Source organism: Nocardiopsis sp. MT53, from assembly GCF_019598965.1.
Classification (GTDB): Bacteria; Actinomycetota; Actinomycetes; order Streptosporangiales; family Streptosporangiaceae; genus Nocardiopsis; species Nocardiopsis changdeensis.
The window spans coordinates 3,946,721-3,968,022 of record NZ_CP080599.1 but is presented as its reverse complement, the minus strand read 5'-3'; the positions used below and the strand labels follow the sequence as shown (position 1 = coordinate 3,968,022).

Below are 21,302 nucleotides of genomic sequence, written 5' to 3'. Positions count from 1 at the left end.
TCGCGGACGCGGCCCACTCCGCGGGTCGCCTCCCGTTCGCGTGCGGTGTCATCCATTGCGTACGCACTTGGCGTACAGGTCGAGCAGCCTCCCCCGGGGGTCGTAGGTCTCCTTGAGGTCGGCGTAGACGGAGCCGTTGTAGAGGCGCCAGAACTCCTCCTCGGTGTAGAAGGAGTCGGAGTACAGCGACTTGTGGCCGCCGAGCTCGGCGACGCGCTCCTCCACCCGCCGGTTGTGGTGGGCGCGGCGCTGGCCGGGCTTCATGTCGACCATGCCCCAGAAGCCGAAGTTGACGTAGAGGCGGTCGTTCTCCAGGGGGTAGAGCGGCCACACGTGGCCGCCGGGCCCCAGGTCGGCCCGGCGCGGCTCCTTCAGGCGCATCGGGCAGATCCACACCGGGGTCACACCGATCTCCTCGTGGAAGAAGTCGAGGAACTCGGCCCCGCGCTCCACGCCCACCTCGATGTCCTGGATGAGCGGTTCCTGGGGGCGGCGGCCCCGGTAGTGGTTGAGCAGCCGGGAGAAGGCGGTGCGCCGGTCCCAGGCCACCACCCTGCGGTAGACGTCGGAGCGCTTGAGGGAGCGCGGCCACAGGGAGCGCACCACCGGGTTCTGCACGCCGAGGGCGCGCGAGCACCAGAACCAGTCGGTGTCCCAGCGCCACAGGTAGTCGTGGACGGTGAGGTAGTCGCCCGGGCCGTTGTCGGCGTTGGCCTGGATGGAGCGGTAGTAGATCTCCTGGCCGGTGTAGTCGCTCGCCCAGGGGGCCCGGTCGGTGAAGCGGGCCACCGTCAGGTACAGCTCGTCGCGGGAGAAGGCGACGCCGTCGACGAAGTCGACCGGCTGTCCGTCGTGGGAGCGGTCGTCGCAGATGCGGGCCAGGGCGTCCATGGCCTCGGCCGCGTCGTGGAAGCGCAGGTGGCGCAGGTGCACGTACGGGGAGACGGGTTCCAGCTCGATGCGCAGGCGCAGGCTGTAGCCGAGGGTGCCGTAGGAGTTGGGGAAGCCGTGGAAGAGGTCGGCGTGGGCGTTGTCGCGGGTGGCGGTGACGATGTCGCCGGACCCGGTGAGGATCTCCATCTCCTGGACGGCCTCGTGCGGCAGGCCATTGCGGAAGGAGGAGGACTCGATGCCCATCCCGGTGACGGCGCCGCCCAGGGTGATGGTGCGCAACTGGGGGACGACGGTGGGCATGAGCCCGTGCGGGAGCGTGGCGGCGACCAGGTCCTCGTAGGTGGTCATGCCGCCGACGTCGGCCAGGCGCTCGACGGGGTCGATGGAGATGACGCCGGAGAAGGCGGAGACGTCGAGGGCGGGCGCGGAGGTCGGCTCGCGGAACCGGAAGAGGTTGGAGGTGGGCTTGGCCAGCCGGACCGGCGCGTCGGCGGGCAGGGACCGGTAGTCGCGGCGCAGGCGGTTGACCGCTGCGATGTGCCGGGCCAGCCCGATGTCGCCGCCGGAGGCGGTGTCGCTGTTCGTTCCCTGCCGTTGAGGACTCATCCCTGATCCCGTTCCCGGTCGTGGCGCGCGCGAGTGAGGCACAGCGTGGAACGGTCGGATCCGGTCGCGGTGGGCCGGAAGTGACCGATCCCCTCAGTTCTACCTATCGGTAACGAAGGAGACCACCCCATTTATGTCGTGTCGCGGTGGAAACGGCCCGCCCCGGGGCCGCGCCGCCGGTCAGGGCGGTGGGTCGGGTGGGGGACGGGGGCCCGCGGATAGGATCGGGGTTCATGCGCATCGCTGTCGTAGATTCCGGAATCGGCATGCTGTCCACCGCCGCGGCGCTGTTCGCCGCCCGGCCGGACGCCGAGCTGTACCTGTCCATGGATCCGGACCACATGCCGTGGGGGCCGCGCACCCACGACGAGATCGTCGAGCGCGCCCTGGCCGGCGCCCGGGCCGCCGTGGACGCGGCGGGGGGCGATGTGGACGCGGTGGTGGTGCCGTGCAACACGGCGTCGGTGCACGGGCTGGCGGAGCTGCGGGAGCGGTTCGAGCCGGGTGTGCCGGTGGTGGGGACGGTCCCGGCGATCAAGCCCGCGGCGGCCGCGGGCACGCCGATCGCGGTGTGGTCGACCGAGGCGACGACGCGCAGCGAGTACCAGCGGCGGCTGGTGGAGACCTTCGCCCGGGGCGTGGACGTGACGCCGGTGGCGTGCGTCGGGCTGGCGGAGGCGGTGGAGTCGGCCGACCCGGGACGGATCGCCGACGCGGTCGCCTACGCGGCGGAGCGCACGCCGGGCCGGGTGCGCGGGATCGTGCTGGGGTGCACGCACTACGACCTGGTCGGTGAGGCGATCACCGAGGCCCTGCGGGCCCGGTCGGGCGCCGCGGCCGGGGTGGAGCTGTTCACCGCGGCGGACGCCGTGGCCGCGCAGACGCTGCGCCGTATCGGAGCCGCCGGAGACGCCGGGGCCGCGGGGGCCGGCGGGGGCCGGGTGCGGGTGCTGGCCAGCGGCCGCCCGGCGCGTCTGCCCGCGGCCGCCCTGGCCTATCCGGCCGGCCGGGCGCTGGCCGCCGGGGAGCCCTCTCCCGCCCGTTAGTCCGGACGGGCCCTGCCGCGGACGGGGCGAGGCCCGCGGCGGGTCGGTGTCGGCGGGTCAGCTGTGCGGGGTGAGCACGGCGGCGCGGTCGGCGGCCAGGGTGCGGACCAGGTCGCGCACGCCCGCGGTGTCGTTGTCGTGCAGCAGGGTCTCCAGCAGGGACAGCGCGGCGCGCTGGTCGCCGGGCCGTTCGCGGACGTGGCGCCACTGGGGCTCGGTGGCGGCGTCGGAGAGCATCAGAGTGCGGCCGACCTGGCCCAGCGCGGTGAGCAGCAGGGTGTCGTGCGGCCGGTGCTCCAGCGCGGCGTTGACCTGCTCGGCCTGGTTCTCCGGGTCGACCTCCTCGGCGGGCTGGGCGCGCAGGAAGTCCAGGATGCGGTCGGGCGGGGCCAGGGGGCGCACGGCCGGCATGGCGGCGATCATGGCGTGGACCTCGGCGAGGTCGCCGCGGATCTCCCCCGTGTTGGCGAGGTCGCCCATGAGGCGTTCGGCGCGGCGGGCGGAGCAGCCCGCCACCCACAGGGCGCCGCGTCCCACGGCCAGGCGGGCCGCGGCCAGGGCGAGCTCGGCGCCGCGCCGGGGCGCGCCCACGCGCTCGAAGTAGCGGGACCAGGTGGTGACGCGCACGCCCAGCCGCCAGTCGTTGCGGACGATGCCCTGGCAGACCAGGTTCTCCACCGCCTCCACCCAGGCCGGCCGCAGGGACGGGTGGGCCTCGGCCTCCTCCACGGTGGGCAGGGGCGCCACGGCGTCGCGGGCCGGGCACTGGCCCAGGCGGGCCAACCAGGACAGCAGCCGGGCGCGCTCGAACCGGATCCGGCGGCGCAGGGCGGGCCTGCGCGGGTTGTTCGGCTCCAGTGCGAGCTCGGCCTCCATCCGGTCCAGCACCTCCAGCGCCTGGGTGTGCGCGTCGCGGTGGCGCAGGGCTCGGACCAGGGTGAAGATGCCGTCGGCGCCGAGCAGGGCGGGGCCGGTGGCGGTGTGCTCGTAGCGGCGCAGCTCGGTCTCGGCGCGCTCCGGGTCACCCTCGTCGATGAGCAGGTGCACCCGGGCCAGGGTGAAGGCCGGCCAGGCGGGGGTGCGCTCCCACCCGGCGAGGTTGCGCGACGACAGCAGCTCGCGGCGCAGGCCGACGGTGCCCGCGGCGTCGACGTTGGCGTGGCAGCGGACCAGGGTCTCCAGCGCGGAGACCGGCAGCGGCCCGTGGGCGTGCGGGCCCGGCGCGTCCTCGGCGGCGGCCACCGCGCGGGGCAGCGCCCGGCCGCCCTCGGCCAGGGCCGAGACCCGGACCGCCAGCGGCCAGTGGGCCAGGAAGAAGAGGGTGGCGGGGCCGAACACCCCGGGCACCTCGGCGTTCTCGGCGCCCGCCTCGGCCACCAGGCGGCGGGCGGTGCGCAGTGCGGAGCGGGCGACCGCCTCCACTTGGACGGCGTCACCCGCCTCCGCCAGTTCGGGCAGGCCGACGACGGCCTCGGCCAGCTCGGCCTGTCCTGCGTTGGCGAGTCGGCGTGCGGTCTCCCCCGCCCACGTCCACATCGGCATCATCGTCTCCCCCTGTAGTGCCGTGGGAACAGAACGTAGCAGCCGGTGTGCGGGCCTGTCCGGAAAACGCGTGAAACCGGTGCAGGACAGGCGGTCGAGGCCTCTGATCATGAAAGTCGCATCGATAGACTCGGGGCCACCCGACCGCACTACCTCTGTTAGGGGACAAGGACACCGATGGGATGGCGAGACCGCTTCGGTTTGCGCAAGGCCAACCGTTCCGGCAAGGCCCGGTTCGACCGCGCCACCGAGGACGGTGACATCAAGGCCCTGATCGAGTTCGCGCAGAGCAGGGTGGGCGTGGAGTTCTTCGTCGAGCCGGAGACCTTCGCGACCCAGACCACGGCGGTGGCGGTGGCCACCGACGGCGAGTGGATCCGGCGCCGCTGCGGCTCCCCCGCGGTCATCCGCAAGGTGGCGTCCAAGCGGGGCATCCCGGTGTACGACGTGCAGATCATGGGCTACCCCCAGCGGATGCGGGACTGGAGCGCCCGCAACAAGAACGGTCGGTCCCTGGACTGATCCCGGCGCGTCCCGATCCCCCCTCCCCCCGACCGGATCCATGAGACGTAGGTCACCTTGCATGCGTGCTCGGCGTCCCCGCCCTCCCCTGCGGACGGGGACACGCCCGGACGAAGGAGGTGAGAACGGACACGTCGAGAACCGGGACCTGCCCACGCGAAACCCGTCACCGGGTCATTTTGGGCATTGATGACGAGTCCTTGCCGCGACTTCCTCACCGAACGGGTTCCCTAACGACCCGCATCCGTCGCATACTCACCTGGGAGGGGGGACTCTGATGAAGCAGGATCTCACGGCCCTGTGCTGCGAATGCGGCACGATTCGCGAGGTGAGCGACTACCAGAGTGTCGGCGAGGCCCAGTCCGCCTACGGACTGGCCCGGTGCGTCGTCTGGCGCAAGTGCCGCACCTGCAACCGTCGCACGTACCACGCCTACCTGCGCGCCGACGAGGACCGCGACGAGCTGGAGGACGCCCTGCGCCTGGACGGCGCGCTGGCCGCGGAGGCCCTGGACGAAGAGGTCGAGCAGCTGCGGCTGTGCGGGGTCGAGGTCGGCCACGCCCCCGTCCCCGCCATCTGGGACGGGCAGTCCGTGGGCATGGTGACGCAGCGGCTGACCGACCGCGCGTACTCGATCGTGCTGGACCCCGAGGCGTCGGTGGTCTCCCGGCTCAAGCTCATCGACATGATGTGGAACGAGCTCCTGGTGGGAGAGCACGACGACCGCTGGTTCATCCAGGAGGCCGAGAACGACTCCCCCGGGTACGCGGTCCGGCTCTTCGGCTACCGCACCCGCGGCTGACACGGACGTGCGACGGCCGGGCGCCCCGCGGGCGCCCGGCCGTCGCCGTGTCCGGGGCCGGTCAGGCCGCCGGGGCGGCGCGGCCCGAGAGCCGGCGCAGCGCCGACCGGGCCACCTGCGGGTCGGTGGTGCCCCAGTACGGCGGCAGCGAGGCGCGCAGGAACCCGCCGTAGCGGGCGGTGGCCAGCCTCGGGTCCAGGACCGCGATGACGCCCCTGTCGTCGGTGGAGCGCAGCAGGCGCCCCGTGCCCTGGGCCAGCAGCAGGGCGGCGTGGGTGGCCGCCACCGATAGGAAGCCGTTGCCGCCGTGGGCGGCCACGGAGCGCTGGCGGGCCGAGGCCAGCGGGTCGTCCGGGCGCGGGAACGGGATGCGGTCCACGATCACCAGCGACAGCGACGGTCCCGGCACGTCCACCCCCTGCCACAGCGACAGGGTGCCGAACAGGCAGGCGTTCTCGTCCTCGGAGAACCGGCGGACCAGCTGGCCGGTGGAGTCCTCCCCCTGGCACAGCAGCGGGTGGTCCAAGCGCTCGCGCAGCTCGTCGGCGGCCTGCTGGGCGGCGCGCATCGAGGAGAACAGCCCCAGGGTGCGGCCGTCGGCGGCCTCGATGAGCTCGGTGATCTCGTCCAGGTAGGCCGGGGAGAGCCCGTCCCGGCCGGGCGGCGGCAGGTGGGCGGCGACGTAGAGGATGCCGCTGCGGGCGTGGTCGAACGGGGAGCCGACGTCCAGCGCCCGCCACCGGGGCTCGCCCGCGGCGCGGTGCGGGCCGTCCTCGGCGTCGTCCCCGCCGGTCGCGGCGGCGCGCTCGGCCTCCGCCCGCTCCTGGCCGACCTCCCGGCCCAGCCCCCACTGGCGGGCCAGCGAGGAGAAGGAGCCCCCCAGGGTGAGGGTGGCGGAGGTGAGGACCACGGTGCGGTCGCCGAAGAGCTTCTCGCGCAGCAGCCCGCCCACGGCCAGCGGGGCGACGCTCAGCGCGGGGCGGCGCCCCGGGGTCTTGGTGAGCCACACGACGTCGGTGCGGTCGCGCAGGGCGGGCTCGAAGGACTCCAGGACGCGCACCGCGGTGTCGTGGACCTCGTTGAGGGCGGCCAGGGCCAGGCGGCGCTCGCTGGCGGCCTCGGCCTCCTGCTCGCCGGGCGAGGGCCCGATGGCGGTGACGCACGCCGCGGCGGCGTCGCGGACGACCGCGACCGCCCCGGCCAGCCCCTCGTCGATGTGGTCGATGCGCCCCTCGGGGGCGTCGGCGAACATCAGCGCCAGGCCCTCGCCGGCCTCGGTCAGCCGCTCGGCGACCATGGGCTCGATGAGGCGGCCGGCGCGTTTGGCGGCGACGGTGACGGTGCGCTCGGCCAGGGTGCCGGTGGCCACGGAGGTGGCCCGGTCGACCAGCTCGTGGGCCTCGTCGATCATGATCGTGTCGTGCTCGGGCAGGATGTGGTTGCCCTGGGTCATGTCGATGGACAGCATCGCGTGGTTGGTGACCACCACGTCGACGCCCTTGGCCTCCTCGCGGGCGAACTCGGCGAAGCACTCCTGCCCGAAGGGGCAGATGCGGGCGCCCATGCACTCGTTGGCGGACACCGAGACCTGCCGCCAGGCCAGGTCGGTGACGCCCGGGACCAGCTCGTCGCGGTCGCCGGTGGCGGTCTCCTCCGCCCACTCGTGCAGGCGGGCCACCTGCTTGCCCAGGGAGGACAGCTGGCGGGGGTCGAACAGCTCGGCCTCGTCGGAGTCGTCGGCCGCGGTGTGCAGGCGGTTGCGGCACAGGTAGTTGCGGCGGCCCTTGAGGACGGCGAACGTGGGCTCGCGGCGCAGCAGGGGCTTGAGCGCCCCGGCCAGCCGCGGCAGGTCGCGGTCGATGAGCTGGTTCTGCAGGGCGATGGTGGCGGTGGAGACCACGACGGAGGTGTCCTTCTCCATCGCGCGCCGGATGGCCGGGACGAGGTAGGCCAGGGACTTGCCGGTGCCGGTGCCCGCCTGGACGACGAGGTGCTCGCGTCTGTCGACGGCGTCGGCGACGGCCGCCGCCATCGCGGACTGGCCGTCGCGGCGGCGGCCGCCCAGGGCGGCCACGGCGGTGTCGAGCAGGGTCGGGACGTCGGGGAGATCTGCCACGGATCGACAGTACCGGCCGCCGGGGACGGACCGGGCCCTGTCCACAGGCCCGGCCCGCCGCGGGTCACCCGAGCTCGCGGAGCAGCTCGTCCAGGGCGTCCATGGACTGGCCGAGGCCGTCCTCCATGCCGGAGGCGATCATGCCGTCCCGGTCCTCGACGCTCTGGTAGACGGAGACGTTGGTGTAGAGGGTGCGGCCGTCCCCGGCGTCCTCCAGGGTCATGGTCTCCATGGCCACGTGGCCGGGCATGCCCTCGAACTCGAAGGTCTGCACGACCCGCTCGGGCGCGGTGACCTCGTGGTAGACGCCGCGGAAGGCGTACTCCTCGCCCTCGGCCCTCTCGACGAACCGCCAGCTGCCCCCGGTGCGGGGCTCGGCGTGGTCGATGACGGTCTCGGAGGTGGGCAGCCCCCACCAGGCGGCCAGGTGCTCGGGCTCGGTCATGGCCCGGAACACCAGCTCGCGGGGGGCGTCGAAGCTGCGCTTGATGACTATGTCCTGCCGGCCGGGCTCGGCGATGATCTCGAGGTCGCTCATTGTCCTTCTCCCTGGTTCTTCGCTGCCTGTTCCCTGATCCTGCTGATCTCGGCGTCCAGCCTCCCGAAGCGGTCCTCCCAGCGGCCGCGGTAGCGGCCGAGCCAGTCGGAGACCTCGCGCAGCGGCGCGGTCTCCAGCCGGCAGGGGCGCCACTGGGCCTCCCTGCCCCGGGTGATGAGCCCGGCGCGTTCGAGGACCTTCAGGTGTCGCGAGATCGCCTGGAGGCTGATGGGGAACGGCTCCGCGAGTTCGTTGACGGTCGCCTCGCCCTCGGCCAGCCGGGCGAGCAGGGCCCGCCGCGTCGGGTCGGCCAGAGCGGCGAAGGTGAGACTCAACGGGTCGTCCGCCATCCGTGTATTCAACCTCCTCGTTGATCAACCGATGTGTTGATCATCGCATCCGGCACCGACAGAACGGGGAGCGGTACGGTCTCCTCCCGGCAAAATCTCGAAAGGGGTCCCGGGGTGTCCTTCACGCCGAGGGGGAACCGGCGGGGAGGGAGGGCGGCCGCGTTCCAGGGCGGCCGGCGGCCGGAGCCGCGGGGGCGGCCGTCCCGGCCGTTCCGGCGGCGAGCAGGTTCAGGGCGTCGGCGGAGGCGACGTCCTGCGGGGTGTAGATCTCCAGCCGGTGGTCGGGGCTGTCCGGCTGGATCCACACCTGGTAGTCCACGTCCACGTCGCCCAGCACCGGGTGGCGCAGGTTCATCGGCCCCGTCGTGCAGTCCGCGACCTCGACCCGCGCCCACAGGGACGCGAACTCCGCGCTGTGCATCATCAGCTCGCCGATCAGCTCCGCCAGCCGGCCGTCCGTGGGGTACCGGCCGCTGGCCAGGCGAAGGTAGGCGACGTGGGCGCGGGCCAGCTCCTCCCGGTTGCGGTACAGGTCCCGGGTGTGCGGGTCCAGGAAGAACAGCCGCGCGTTGGTGGGGCGCCGGGACGGCTCGTCGGGGGCGCCGAAGTCGACGTGTTCGGCGAACAGGGCGTGCCCGGTCCGGTTCCACGCCAGCACGTCGCCGCGGCGGCCCCACACGATCGCCGGAACGCTCTCGCCCAGCGACCGCAGCAGGGTGAGCACCCGGGCGTCCGGGCGCTCCGGCCGCGGGCGGACCATGCGCAGGGCGGCGGGACGGCGGGCGAGGTTGTGCAGGTGGGCGGTCTCGTCCGCGTCCAGCATCAGGACCCGGGCCAGGGCGTCCAGGACCTGGGCCGAGGCGGTGCCCGCCTGGTCCTGTTCGAGGCGGGTGTAGTAGCCGGCGCTGACCCCCGCCAGCTGGGCCAGCTCCTCGCGGCGCAGGCCCGGGACGCGCCGGGCGGTGCCGTAGGTGCGCAGGCCCACGTCGTCGGGGGTGACGCGGTCCCGCCGGGTCTTGAGGAAGGCTCCGAGGCTGTCCGTTCTCATGCCCCGAGCGTAGGCGGCGGGCGGGCCGGCGTGCCTGCACCTGCCGGGTGTACCCACGGCGGGTGTCTGGTCGCGGCGGCGGGGCGGCGGCACTGTTGCCGCCATGGGAACGAATCGAGAACGAACGACCGCACGGACCTGGTTCGGCCTGCTGGTCGTGCTGGGGCCGGTGCTGCTGGTGGCCATGGACGCCTCGGTGCTGTACCTGGCGATGCCGCGGGTGATCGCGGACCTGGAGCCGGGGGCGGACCAGGCCCTGTGGATCCTGGACTCCTACAGCTTCGTGGTGGGCTCGCTGCTCATCGCGTTCGGCAACCTGGGGGACCGGTACGGGCGGCTGCGGCTGCTGATGATCGGGGCCGCGGTGTTCGGCGCCGGCTCGGTGGGGGCGGCGCTGTCCCCCACGCCGGAGGTCCTCATCGGGTTCCGGGTGCTCATGGGGCTGGGCGGGGCGACGCTGCTGCCGTCCTCGCTGGCGGTGATCGGCGAGCTGTTCACCGACCCGCGGCGCCGGGCGCAGGCGATCGGGGTGTTCGCGGCGACGTTCGCGGCCGGGTTCGCCGTCGGGCCGGTGGTGGGCGGGATACTGCTCAGCCGGTTCGACTGGGGGTCGGTGTTCCTGATCAACGCGCCGGTCGTGGTGGCCTTCCTCGTCCTGGCACCGCTGGTGCTGCGCGAGGTGCGCGCCGGGCGGCCCGGCCGGGTGGACGCGGCGAGCGTGGTGCTGTCGGCGGGCGGGCTGCTGCTGGCGGTGTACGCGGTCAAGGGGATCGCGGCGCACGGGGTCTCGGCCGTGACGGTGGCGACCGGGGTCGCGGGGGCGGCGCTGCTGGTGTGGTTCGTACGGCGCCAGCGCACCCTGGCCCACCCCCTGGTGGACCTGGGGCTGTTCCGGGACCGGGTGTTCGCCCTCGCCATCCTCACGAGCGTGTCGACGCTGGTGGTGTGGGCGGCGTCGATCTACCTGACCGGGGTGTACCTCCAGTCGGTGCTGGGGCTGCAGGTGCTGACGGCGGCGCTGTTCGCCCTGCCGGGGGCGGCGGTGCTGACCCTGAGCTCCATCGGGACACCGGTGCTGGTCCGGTGGATCGGAGCCCGCCCGGCCCTGATCCTGGCGCACGCGAGCATGGGCGCGGGCCTGCTCCTGCTGCTGGCGCTGGCCTCGGACGGCGGGGTGGTGCCCTACGTCGCGGCGACGATGGTCGCGGGCGTCGGGTACGGGATCTCGTTCAGCCTGGTCGCCGACATCGCGGTGTCGGCGGCGCCCCGGGAGCGGGCGGGCGCCGCGGCCGCCATGGCCGAGACCGGGAACGAGATCGGGCACGCGCTCGGGATCGCCCTGCTGGGGTCGCTGGCGGCGTTCGTGTTCCGGCTGCTGGGGCCGGGCGCGGCGGGCACCCTGGACGAGACGCTCCGGACTCCGGGGCTGACGGCCGCCGCCGCGGACCAGGCCCGGGAGGCGTTCGTGACGGGCCTGCACGTCACCGTCGCCGTGGGCGGACTGCTGGCTCTGGGGCTGGCCGTGCTGGCCGTGCGCCTGCTCCCCCGGTCCGCGCCGGCCACCGAGGCGCCCGAGCCGGTCACCCGCTGAGCCGCGGCCGGGGGTGGCCCCGGCGGGCGCGACGAGGACGACCCTGCCGGCGCGTGGAACGCGTGGGCAGGGTCGTCTCGGAGTCGAACGGGCCCGACGGGACGTCACCCGAACCCGTGGGGCGAAGCCCCGCATCGGGAGACCGGGGGTCGTCCCCCGGCGGAAACGACGGAACGACCTTGCGAGGCGGACGAGATCCACCGGACAAGGTCGTTCCGGAGTGAAGTGGAGCTATGGGGATTCGAACCCCAGACCTCCTCCATGCCATGGAGGCGCGCTACCAACTGCGCCATAGCCCCGTGCGGGTGCCGCCCGGGTCTCCCCGGCGACATGGTCGAGTCTATCGGATCGCGGGGGGTGCCGTGACCCGGCCGGGTGTCGGGCGGCCCACACCGCCCGCCACCGGCGGGGGTCAGCGGACCCGGACGGGCATCGGGTAGACCTGCCCCAGGCCGAAGCAGCCGGCGACGAGCAGTGCGGTCACGGCGATGAGCAGTACGTCCCACCGGTCGGCCCTGAGGTGGGAGAGGCGGATGCGGCGCCCCGCCGGGTGTTCGGCGGCGTAGGTGAACCCCTTGGTCTCCAGCGCCTCCACGGTGGTGCGGGTGCGCTTGGCGGTGTTGAGCATCAGGGGGTAGAACGCCGCCACCACGGTGGTGGCCAGCCGCACGGCGGCCCGCCACCCCAGGAACCCGGGCGGGGGCGGCGGTGCCGCGCGCAGCCGGTACCCGTCGACGACGGTGTGGAACTCCTCCATCAGCACCGGCAGCATCCGGTACCCGTAGCTCACCCCGAACGCGACCATGGCGGGCGCGTGCAGGGCCAGCAGCGCGTCGGACAGCTTCTCCGGGTCCAGGGACACGAACGCCGCCATGCTGGCCAGGCTGACGGTGGCGAGCTTGAGCGTGAGCTCGGACAGTGCCAGCACGGTGCCCAGGTCCCCGCCGAAGAACCAGGACGCGACCAGCAGGTACACGCTCTCCAGCACGAACCCGATCAGGAACAGCCCGAGGATGAGCGGCCCGACCCGGCTGAGCACGACGGCGGCCGCGCACACCAGGAACAGCCCGGCGAGCACGGTCAGGTCGTGGGTGAGCCAGGGCACCACGGCGAAGACCAGGTACCACCCGATGACGAACCGGGGGTCCCGGGAGGCGAGCAGTCCGCCGCGGGTGGCGTAGGCGGTCCGCAGGAGTTCGAGTTTGACCCACTCGACGGAGAGGGTGTCCCGTTCCCTGCGGTGGCGTTCAGCGGCGGCCATCGGCGGTCCCCTCGGTGATCGGGCGGCGGCCGAGGAGGTCGGCCACGGACAGGGGCGGCGGTTCCAGCCCCAGTTCCAGGCCGAGCCGGACGACCTGGGGCGGGACGAGTCCGGCCGCGGCCATGAGCCCCGGGTCGGAGAACAGCGCCGCCGGGGCGGTGTCGGCGGCGATCCGGCCGCCGTCCAGGACGACGACCCGCTGCGCCCAGGTGGCGACCAGGTGCATGTCGTGGGTGGCGACGACGGTGCAGCGGATGGTGTCGGCGAGCGCGTCGAGCATGGCGATGACGGCGTCGCGGCTGGCGGTGTCGAGGCTGGAGGTGGGCTCGTCCAGCAGCAGGAGGGCGGGCCGCACGCCCAGTCCGATGCCGAGGGTGGCGCGGCGCTGCTGGCCGCCGGAGAGCAGGCGCCCGTCGCGGTCGGCGAGGCCGGTGAGCCGGATGCGCTCCAGGATGGTGTCCACCAGCGCGTCGGTGTCGGGGACCCCGCGCGCGGCGGGGAACATGGCGATGTCCTCGCGCACGCTGTCCTTGAGGAACATCTGCTCGGGCCGCTGGTACAGGTGGCAGACCCGGTGGGCGAGGTCGGCGGGCCGCACGGTGCGGGTGTCGACGCCCTCGACGCGCACGGTCCCGGCGCGGGGCACCTTGAGGCCGGTGAGCAGGCGCAGCAGGGTGGACTTGCCCGCCCCGTTGCCGCCGACCAGGGCGACGCGCTCGCCGGCGCCCAGGGTGAGGTCGACGCCGCGCAGCACTTGCGTGAGCCCGCCGCCGACCTCGCGGTACCCGTGGTGGACGCCGGAGAGCTCGGCCACGGCCTCCCCCGGCGGCGGCGCCGGCGGCGCCGGGGCGGCCCCGCCCAGGGGTACCCCGCGCAGTGCCCGCGCGGCCTCGGGGACGGTGAGCGGGACCGGTGCCCCGGGGGCCAGGGCCCGCACCGCCCGGGCGATCTGCGGTGCGGGGATGCCGTGCCGGTCGAGTTCGTCGTGCCGTTCCAGGGCCTCGCGCACCGGCAGGTGCCACACCGGTGCGCCCTCGGCCATGAGGACCACCGAGCGGGCGTACCGGGCGACGAACTCGGCGTGGTGCTCGATGACGACGACGGTGGTCCCCCGCCGGGCGTTGAGGTCGGTGAGCGCCTCGTAGATCCGTTCCGCGCGGACCGGGTCGAGTTCGGCGACGGGCTCGTCCACCACGACGACCTCGGGCCGCAGCGCCAGCACGGAGGCGAGCGCCACCAGGTGCTGCTGCCCGCCGGACAGCTGCCAGGTGAACCGGTCGGCGAGGTGGGCGAGGCCGAGCAGCTCCATGGCCTCCTCGGTGCGCTCGGCGTGGTCGGCGAGCCCGAAGTTGACGGGCGCGAAGGACACCTCGTCGCGGACGGTGGGCCGCACCAGCTGGTTGCCGAAGTCCTGGTAGACGTAGCCGACCAGGTGGGACAGGGCGGCGACGGAGGCGGTGCGGGTGTCGGTGCCGCACACGCGCACGGTCCCGTCGAAGTCGCCGGACCAGTAGTGCGGGACGAGCCCGTTGAAGGTCTTGCACAGGGTGGTCTTGCCGGAGCCGTTGCCGCCGATGACGGCGGTGATGTCGCCGCGTTCGACGCGCAGGTCCACGCCGGTGAGGGTGTCCCGGGCGGCGCCCGGGTAGCGGAAGCGCAGCCCCTGGACCTCGACGGCGGGTGCGGCGGGGTCGCCGCCGCTCACCGCGGCCCCTCCCCGTCCCGGACGTCCTGGGCGGCGCGCTCGCGCCGGGAGTGGACGACGAACCGGACCGCCATGACCGCGGCGGCCAGCACGATGGCCGCGGCCGACGCCCCGATCCACAGGAACCGCTGCCCGTACCGGTCGATGAAGTCGGGCTGCCATACCCCGAAGTTGTCGAAGATCTCGGAGGTGAACGCCGCGATCATCGACACGAACGCCAGCACCAGGGCCAGCAGCAGGAACGCGCCGGTGCCGCGCTCGGCCAGCGCGTGGGGCCGGGCGGGGTCGCGCGGGGCCAGTCCGAGCAGGGGCTCGATCCTGCCGTACAGCCGGGGCGCCAGCGCCATCGCGGGCAGGGCGCCGAAGAGGATGCCGCTGATGACCAGTTCGGTGGTGAACCCGACCGCCTCCAGCAGCAGGATCGACTCGGGCAGGCCGGGCACGAACTCGGCGTCCTCGACGCCGACCATGACCTTGCCGATGTCGACGACGGCCGACAGGAGCTTGTCGACGAACACGACGGTGACCCCGGCCAGGAACAGCTGCCCGCGGCGGCGCGGGTCGCGGACCAGGCAGCCCGCGATGTACACGCCCAGGAACATCTGGAGGTACCCCTCCAGCTCCCCGATGCCGGAGAAGTCGCCCATGAGCAGGTCGACGAAGACGATCTCGCCGAGCGGGGCGCCCAGGGCCGCGTAGAGGGGGTGGAACAGGGAGGCCATGACGACCGGGACGAAGGCCAGGTAGGACACGGACAGCTCGACCGGGCCGAGCCTGACCGCGGGCAGGACCTCGGTGATGATGTTGGCCAGGCCGAACAGCGTCATGCTCAGGACGAAGACCATGAGCTTCTGGCCGGAGTTGAGCGCGGGCGGCCGGGACGGCTCCCGGACGTCGGGGGGCCGGGGGGTGGGGGTGGCCATGGTGGGTGACCTTTCGGGGGGAGGGGGAAGGGGGTCTCTCAGGTGGCGAGGGGCACCGGGGTGCCCGTCCACAGCCGGAGCAGGTCGCCCGTCTCGTCGATGACGTGGTCGGGGCGCAGCAGCGGGTCCCGGCCGGTGCGCGCGGCGTCGATGCGCTCGTCGGAGGCGGAGCCGCCGCGCACGATGACCGCGGTCCCGACTCCGGCCCGGCGGGCGGCGGCGGTGTCGCGCCAGGGCTTGTCGCCCACGAACCACGCGCGCGCCGGGTCGGCGTCCAGGGCGGTGAGGGCAGAGCGGACGGTGGCGGGGTCGGGTTTGCGGTGGCCCAGCTCGTCGGAGTAGACGTGGGCGCCGATGAGGTGGGCGATGCCGAACCGGTCGAGTTCGTCGCGGACGGCGCGCCCGCAGACGGTGTTGGAGACGACCGCGACGGGGATGCCCCGTTCGGCGCAGTGCTCCAGGACCTCGCGGACGCCGGCGCGCATCCGGGCCAGGCTCTTGGAGTCGGCGTACTCCAGGGTGAGCTGCGCGGATTCGGCGTACAGGAAGGCGCGGACGCGTTCGGGCAGGTCGCGGCCGACCATGTCGTGCCAGAACGCGCGCGGGGTGATCTCGGGGATCGGCCCGTCCTCGTCGTGCCCCGCCTTCCAGTCGCGGTAGCGGTCGCGGCCGGCGCGCACCAGGGCCAGCATGTCCTCGGTGGTGGCGGCGTAGCCGACGCGTTCCAGGCGGCGGGCCAGGGAGGCGGCGAAGTCGCGCTGGACGTCGGGGGTGGCGCTGGAGACGGCGATGACCCCGCCCTGGTCGAGCAGGAGCGCGCCGGGCTCCCCGGGGTCCGGGGCGCGGCGCGCCGCGGCGGGGCCGTGCGCCCGGGGCCGGACCACCCGGACCGGGTCCTGTTCCGTGTCCTCTCCGGCGGTCCGTGCCGGGGCGGCGTCGGCCGCCCGGGCCGGGACGCTGTGCCAGAGCGGGTCCACCAGCCCCTCGGGGGTGTCGAAGACCGCGTCGGCGCTCTCCCGTACCGGGTAGGGCGGGGTGTCGGTGTGGTGGTGGCGGGTGAGGACGACGGCGGCCGCCCCGGCCCTGCGCCCGGCGACCACGTCGCGGTCCTGGGTGTCGCCGACGTACCAGCAGTGCCCGGGATCGGTGCCCAGGGCGCGGGCGGCCAGGGCGATCATCTCCGGGTGGGGCTTGCGGATGCCGACCTCGTCGGAGTACACCTGCACGCCGATGGCGTCCTCCAGCCCGGCTTCGCGCAGCAGTGACCGGTGGGCGCGGCCGGAGTGGGCGTTGGAGACGATGCCCACGCGCACGCCCAGGGTGCGGGCGGCGTGCAGCAGGTCGCGGATGCCGGGGCGGAGGCGGTGCTCGGAGAGCAGGGTGGACATGTCGGCCAGCAGCGGGCCCGCGCTGCCGGCGAGGGTCTCCCGCACCGGGTCGGGCAGGTCGGAGGCGAGGAAGTCGGTCCAGATCTCGCGGTGGGTCAGCTCGCGCGGGGTGCGCCGGCGGCCGGCGGCGTTCTTCCAGTCCTTGAGCGCCGCCAGGCCCGCGTCCAGGGAGGCCCGCAGCTCCGCGGCGGGCACGTCGTGCCCGGCGCGCAGCAGGGTCTCGCGCAGGTGCAGGGCGACGGCGGCGCGGCCCTCGGGCGGTTTGCGGGTCTGGAAGACGACCCCGCCGAAGTCCAGCAGCAGGGCCTCGGGGCGTCGGCGCAGGGCGGGGATCGGGTCCAAGGTGGCTCCTGCCGGTCGGGGCCCGCCGCGGCGGCCCGGAGAGTGCGTTCACCGGTGACGGTAAACAGGGGCCGGAGCCGGGGGAAGGACTTTCGGTGGCCGGTCGGGAAACGGGTCTGGAACGTTCCAGTCGATGGCGGGCGAGGCACTCCGATCCGGGACACAATGGTCGTTGTGACAGGAACCAGACCCGGGCGCCGTCCCACCATCGTCGATGTCGCCGCGGCCGCCGGGGTGTCCAAATCCCTGGTGTCGCTGGCGCTGCGCGGGGATCCCGGTGTGAGCGAGGAGACGGGGGCGCGCATCCTGGCCGCCGCCGACCGGCTCGGCTACCGCTCCAACCGCCTGGCCCGCGGGCTGGTGCAGGGGCGCACGATGATCCTGGGCGTGCTGCTCACCGACCTGGCCAACCCGTACCACACGGAGGTCGTGGCGGGCGTGGAGGAGGCCGCGGAGGGCCGCGGGTTCACGGTGCTGCTGGCGCACGGCCGCCGCGACCGGGGGCGGCTGGAGCACCAGCTGGACTCCCTGCTCCAGCTCAACGTGGACGGGGTCGTGGTGGTGAGCTCCTGGGTGGGCGCCGCGGCCCTGGCCGACGCGGCGCGCAGGGTGCCGGTGGTGATGGTGGGGCGGCCGCGGGAGTTCGCCCCGGGGGTGGACACGGTCGCCAACGACGACGAGGCGGGGGCGCGGGCGGCGGTCCGGCACCTGCTGGAGCTGGGCCACACGCGGATCGGGCACCTGTCCGGCAGCGGCAGCCCGTCGTCGCGCTCGCGCGAGGCCGGGTACCGGGAGACCATGCGGGAGGCGGGGCTGGCCGGGGAGGCGCTGGTGCACCCGGTGGGCGGCGACCGGGAGCGCGCGGCCGCGGAGCTGCTGGCGCGGGGACCCGGCGCGGTGTTCGCGGTCAACGACCTGGCGGCGCTGGCGGTGCTGGACCACGCCCCGCCGGAGGTGTCCGTGGTGGGCTACGACAACACGTCCCTGGCGGAGGTGACCCGCCCCCGGCTGACCAGTGTGGACCAGCCGCGCGCGATCATGGGGAGGCTGGCCACCGAACTGCTGTGGGAGCGCATGGGCGGCCGCACCGGGGACCGGCACGAGGTGCTGGCACCGGAACTGGTGGTGCGCGATTCCACCGCGCCGCCCGGGGAACGGCGAGGAGGCGGTACGCCATGACGGATCCGGTCGACGTCCTGCGGCGCTGGGAGGAGCACGGGGGTGTGTGGCGGGTGGTCGCGCGCACGGACTCCGAGGTGACGGTGTCGCTGTGCCGGTGCGACGGCGGCGAGGAGGCGGAGCGCCTGGTCTCGGGCGATCCCGGCCTGTTGGCCTTCGTGGACGCGCACGGGTGAGGACCGCGGCCGCCCCCGCGGACCCCGGTCCCCACCACCGCGCGGCCCCCGCTACCGGGCGGCCGCCCGGTAGCGGTGCACCGCCAGCGGGACGAACACCGCCAGCAGCACCAGCGGCCACACCAGCGCCATGAGCAGGGCGTTCTGCGCCACCCAGGAGTCGGACACCACCCCGGGCGAGCCGAACAGGTCGCGGGCGGCGATCACCGTCGCCGACAGCGGGTTCCACTCCGCCAGCGGGGCCAGCCAGCCGGGCATGCTCGACGTGGGCACGAACGTGTCCGCGACCATGGCCAGCGGGAAGACCAGTGAGAAGAACTTCATGGCGGCCTCGGGGCTGCGCACCACCAGCCCCAGGTAGATGCCGATCCAGGTGAAGGCGAGCCGCAGCCACAGCAGCAGCCCCAGGGCGGCCAGCGCCGAGAGCCAGCCCTCGTTCCAGCGCCACCCGATGAGCAGGCCCATCCCGGCCAGCACGGCCAGGTCCACCACCCCGGAGACCACGTCGGAGACGCTGCGCCCGGCCAGCAGCGCCGACGGCGCCATCGGCAGGGTGCGGAACCGGTCGATGACGCCCCTCCCGGCGTCGGTGACCACGGCGATGGTGGTGTTGCCGATACCGAAGGCCATGGTGAGCGCGAAGAGGCCCGGCATCAGGAAGTCCCGGTAGTCGTCCACCCCGGCGGCGGCGCCCATGGTCTCGCCGAACACGAACCCGAACAGCAGCACCGCCAGCACCGGGATGAGCAGGGTGCCGATCAGCTCGTCGGGCTTGTGCACCAGGTGGGACAGGTAGCGGCGGGCCACCACCCCGGTGTCGGACAGCGCCCATCCCAGGCGCCTGGCCATCACGGTCATCGCGGACCCTCCCCGGTGGTCGCGTCCTCTCCGGTGCGGCGACCGGTCAGGCTGAGGAACACCTCGTCCAGGCTGGGCCTGCGCAGCGCGATGTCCTCCACCTCCAGCCCGGCCTCGTCCAGGGCCCGCACCACCTTGGCCAGTTCACTGCCGCGCCCGCCCACGGGGGCGCGCACCGTCTGGGTATCGGGGTCGACGTCGAGCGGGGCGCCGCACACCCGGCCCAGCACCTCCACGGCCTTGTCGACCTCGGAGGGGTCGGTGACCACCACCTCCACGCGGCTGCCGCCGACCCGCCGCTTGAGCTCGTCGGGGGCTCCCTCGGCGATGACCCGGCCGGCCTCCATCACCGACACCGTGTCGGCCAGCCGGTCGGCCTCCTCCAGGTACTGGGTGGTGAGCAGCACGGTGGTGCCCCGGTCGACGAGGTCGCGCACCGCCCGCCACACCTCGGCGCGGCTGCGCGGGTCCAGGCCGGTGGTGGGCTCGTCCAGGAACAGCACCTGCGGGTCCAGGATGAGGCTGGCCGCCAGGTCCAGGCGGCGGCGCATGCCGCCGGAGTAGTGGCGGACCGGGCGCTCGGCGGCGTCGGTGAGGCCGAACCGCTCCAGCAGCTCCGCGGCCCTGGCCTTGGCCTCCCGGGGCCGCAGGTGGTGCAGGCGGGCGAACATCTCCAGGTTGCGCCGGCCGCTGAGCACCTCGTCCAGGGCGGCGTACTGGCCGGTCAGGCCGATGCGCTCGCGTACCCGGCGGCTCTGGGAGGCCACGTCGTGCCCGGCCACCCGGACGCTGCCCTCGTCGAACCGGACCAGGGTGGACATCGCCCGGACCGCGGTGGTCTTGCCCGCGCCGTTGGGGCCGAGCAGGGCGTGCACCGTGCCCGGGCGCACGACCAGGTCGAACCCGTCCAGGGAGGGCCGGCTCCTGGACGGATAGGTCTTGCGGACCCCCTCGGCGAGGATCACCGGTCCGTCGGCGGTCACCGGGCGATCCTCTCCCCCGGGACGGCGGCCGCCCGCTGCGCGGGCAGGGCGGCGGACCGGGCCGGGGCGGCCGGTCGGGGCAGCGGGGTGCGGGCCACCGGGTCGACCAGGGTGACCTCCTCGTAGCGGCCCAGGGCGATCCGGGCCATGTTGCGCACCGACTCGCTGCCCTCGGTGTAGTAGGCGCAGTGGCCGGGGATGTCGCCGGTCTCGATGCGCAGGCCCCCGAAGCCGGGGCGCAGCGGGGTGGGCCCGTGGCCGAGGTCGCCGAGGCGGCCGCGCGGGAAGCGGCGGATCCAGTCGTCGCGCCCCTGGGCGACCCAGAGGTTCCCGGAGTAGCGCAGGTCGGCGGTGGAGGAGCCGCCCATGCCGGGGCTGCCCAGGGCGATGCAGTCGTCGACGCGGCCCTCGGCCAGCGCCAGGCCGCACACGACGGTCCCGTAGCTGTGCCCGACCAGGGTGATGTGGGCGTCGCCGGGCAGGTAATGGGTGAGCCGGACGAGGTCGGGGGCGGCCCGCCGGGCCGGTCCGCGCATCGCGCCCTCGAAGAATCCGCGGGGGGTGTCGTAGCCCATCCACACCACGACGGCGAAACTCTCCCCCGTGGCGACCTCGCCCATGGTCCGCAGCAGGGTCGCGCCGTTCACCCGGGGGCGGGTGGGACGGCTCGGGTCGAAGTAATTCCCCAGGTAATTGTCGTTTCCGGGGACGAGGACGATGATGTGATCGGCGGTCGCCGGATCACCCAGGGCCTCGACGATGCGCCCGTCGCCGGACTCGTCGTAAGCCAGCAGTCGAAGGCCGTTCCACTCCTGCTCCTCGTAGTGCAGAGGCGCCAGGGGCGGCGCGGTCCGGGGGCCCGCCGTGATCATGATCCTCCGTCGGATCGAGGGATTCTCTAACGGTTTCGACGTTAGATGCGCGGGTCGCCGCATTCGATGGTGCCGACTCCCGATTCACCGTCCACCCACACCCACCACGCGGGTGGTGGTGGCACTACCGACGAAAGTGGTGGAGGCCGCTTGATCTGCGATTCCTCCATTCTTCGCGGGAGATCCGCAGGTGAATTGTCCCCCCTCTCCATTCGCGTGTCCGAAACCGGCCGCCGACCGTTCACCGCCCGCACACCGTTCGAACGTCCGGGGAAATTCCGGGGAATCGTCCGGTACCGGCCCCCGCGGCGCTCCGGTGGCCCACCGCTCCGGCGGCGGGCAGCGAGGACGGGTACGGCCTGATCGAGAGGACCGCTTCGACACATCGGCGGTCTTTCGTGGGGGGAGCCGCCGCCCGCCTTCGACCCGTGCTTCACGTCCCGGCAGTCCTACTACGCGGCCCTCACCCCGACCTGAACCGCCCCCGCGCACATGTGAGGTCCGCCACTCCCCCGCAGGGGTCACCTCAAAGAACGCCCCGCGGGCACAGCCCGCGAACG

The 21,302-nt window shown here is 74.1% G+C and carries 19 protein-coding genes and 1 tRNA gene; 6 read left to right on the top strand and 14 right to left on the bottom strand.

The window, feature by feature from the left end; all coding sequences use genetic code 11:
- Positions 1–48 precede the first annotated feature (48 nt).
- Positions 49–1,500, bottom strand: coding sequence for an FAD-binding oxidoreductase (locus K1J57_RS17745; RefSeq protein WP_220559679.1), 1,452 nt, complete (start codon positions 1,498–1,500; stop codon positions 49–51).
- Positions 1,501–1,733: 233 nt separating this feature from the next.
- Here K1J57_RS17745 and K1J57_RS17740 point away from each other — a divergent pair, with 233 nt between their 5' ends.
- Complete coding sequence (locus K1J57_RS17740; RefSeq protein ID WP_220559677.1) at positions 1,734–2,546, top strand: glutamate racemase; 813 nt, start codon at positions 1,734–1,736, stop codon at positions 2,544–2,546.
- Positions 2,547–2,603: 57 nt separating this feature from the next.
- On the opposite strand, the gene K1J57_RS17735 is transcribed toward K1J57_RS17740, so the two are convergent.
- Positions 2,604–4,088, bottom strand: a complete 1,485-nt coding sequence (locus K1J57_RS17735; protein WP_220559676.1) for a hypothetical protein — start codon at positions 4,086–4,088, stop codon at positions 2,604–2,606.
- Between the two features lie 177 nt (positions 4,089–4,265).
- Between K1J57_RS17735 and K1J57_RS17730 the strand changes: the two genes are divergently transcribed.
- Entirely contained in the window at positions 4,266–4,610 is a 345-nt protein-coding gene (locus K1J57_RS17730) for a hypothetical protein (RefSeq protein ID WP_220559675.1), read from the top strand.
- Between the two features lie 277 nt (positions 4,611–4,887).
- A complete protein-coding gene (locus K1J57_RS17725; protein ID WP_220559674.1) occupies positions 4,888–5,412 on the top strand; it encodes a DUF6315 family protein in 525 nt (174 codons plus the stop codon).
- Positions 5,413–5,473: 61 nt separating this feature from the next.
- Here K1J57_RS17725 and K1J57_RS17720 read toward each other — a convergent pair whose 3' ends face one another.
- The 4 genes from K1J57_RS17720 to K1J57_RS17705 all read right to left on the bottom strand — a co-directional run bounded on the left by K1J57_RS17720 (position 5,474) and on the right by K1J57_RS17705 (position 9,464).
- On the bottom strand, positions 5,474–7,528 hold the full coding sequence (locus tag K1J57_RS17720) for an ATP-dependent DNA helicase (RefSeq protein WP_220559673.1): 2,055 nt from the start codon (positions 7,526–7,528) through the stop codon (positions 5,474–5,476).
- A gap of 64 nt (positions 7,529–7,592) precedes the next feature.
- Positions 7,593–8,066 carry an SRPBCC family protein gene (locus tag K1J57_RS17715; protein ID WP_220559672.1) on the bottom strand — a complete coding sequence of 158 codons (474 nt, stop codon included), beginning with the start codon at positions 8,064–8,066 and terminating at the stop codon, positions 7,593–7,595.
- Entirely contained in the window at positions 8,063–8,416 is a 354-nt protein-coding gene (locus K1J57_RS17710) for a helix-turn-helix transcriptional regulator (RefSeq protein WP_220559671.1), read from the bottom strand. Before K1J57_RS17710 ends, K1J57_RS17715 begins: the two co-directional genes overlap by 4 nt.
- 121 nt (positions 8,417–8,537) lie before the next feature.
- Positions 8,538–9,464, bottom strand: coding sequence for a helix-turn-helix transcriptional regulator (locus K1J57_RS17705; protein WP_220559670.1), 927 nt, complete (start codon positions 9,462–9,464; stop codon positions 8,538–8,540).
- A 103-nt stretch (positions 9,465–9,567) separates the two neighbouring features.
- Between K1J57_RS17705 and K1J57_RS17700 the strand changes: the two genes are divergently transcribed.
- Entirely contained in the window at positions 9,568–11,055 is a 1,488-nt protein-coding gene (locus K1J57_RS17700) for an MFS transporter (protein WP_255646403.1), read from the top strand.
- Between the two features lie 226 nt (positions 11,056–11,281).
- Here the strand turns inward: K1J57_RS17700 and K1J57_RS17695 are convergent.
- The 5 genes from K1J57_RS17695 to K1J57_RS17680 form a co-directional block, all read right to left on the bottom strand.
- Positions 11,282–11,354 (bottom strand) — tRNA-Ala (locus K1J57_RS17695).
- A gap of 113 nt (positions 11,355–11,467) precedes the next feature.
- Entirely contained in the window at positions 11,468–12,316 is an 849-nt protein-coding gene (locus K1J57_RS17690) for an energy-coupling factor transporter transmembrane protein EcfT (protein ID WP_220559668.1), read from the bottom strand.
- Complete coding sequence (locus K1J57_RS17685) at positions 12,303–14,021, bottom strand: ABC transporter ATP-binding protein (protein WP_255646402.1); 1,719 nt, start codon at positions 14,019–14,021, stop codon at positions 12,303–12,305. The genes K1J57_RS17690 and K1J57_RS17685 overlap by 14 nt, the downstream gene beginning before the upstream one ends.
- A complete protein-coding gene (locus K1J57_RS33520) occupies positions 14,018–14,944 on the bottom strand; it encodes a cell division protein FtsQ (protein ID WP_255646401.1) in 927 nt (308 codons plus the stop codon). Before K1J57_RS33520 ends, K1J57_RS17685 begins: the two co-directional genes overlap by 4 nt.
- Before the next feature lie 38 nt (positions 14,945–14,982).
- Positions 14,983–16,674: an HAD family hydrolase gene (locus K1J57_RS17680; RefSeq protein WP_220559666.1), complete on the bottom strand. Its 1,692-nt coding sequence runs from the start codon at positions 16,672–16,674 to the stop codon at positions 14,983–14,985.
- 174 nt (positions 16,675–16,848) lie between these two features.
- On the opposite strand from K1J57_RS17680, the gene K1J57_RS17675 reads away from it, so the two are divergent.
- Complete coding sequence (locus K1J57_RS17675; protein WP_255646400.1) at positions 16,849–17,853, top strand: LacI family DNA-binding transcriptional regulator; 1,005 nt, start codon at positions 16,849–16,851, stop codon at positions 17,851–17,853.
- Positions 17,850–18,029, top strand: a complete 180-nt coding sequence (locus K1J57_RS17670) for a hypothetical protein (protein ID WP_220559664.1) — start codon at positions 17,850–17,852, stop codon at positions 18,027–18,029. Before K1J57_RS17675 ends, K1J57_RS17670 begins: the two co-directional genes overlap by 4 nt.
- Before the next feature lie 51 nt (positions 18,030–18,080).
- On the opposite strand, the gene K1J57_RS17665 is transcribed toward K1J57_RS17670, so the two are convergent.
- The 3 genes from K1J57_RS17665 to K1J57_RS17655 are packed head-to-tail and all read right to left on the bottom strand — an operon-like array spanning position 18,081 to position 20,742.
- Complete coding sequence (locus K1J57_RS17665; RefSeq protein ID WP_220559663.1) at positions 18,081–18,887, bottom strand: ABC transporter permease; 807 nt, start codon at positions 18,885–18,887, stop codon at positions 18,081–18,083.
- A complete protein-coding gene (locus tag K1J57_RS17660; protein ID WP_255646399.1) occupies positions 18,884–19,870 on the bottom strand; it encodes an ATP-binding cassette domain-containing protein in 987 nt (328 codons plus the stop codon). The genes K1J57_RS17665 and K1J57_RS17660 overlap by 4 nt, the downstream gene beginning before the upstream one ends.
- Complete coding sequence (locus K1J57_RS17655) at positions 19,867–20,742, bottom strand: alpha/beta hydrolase (RefSeq protein ID WP_220559662.1); 876 nt, start codon at positions 20,740–20,742, stop codon at positions 19,867–19,869. Before K1J57_RS17655 ends, K1J57_RS17660 begins: the two co-directional genes overlap by 4 nt.
- Between the last annotated feature and the right edge of the window lie 560 nt (positions 20,743–21,302).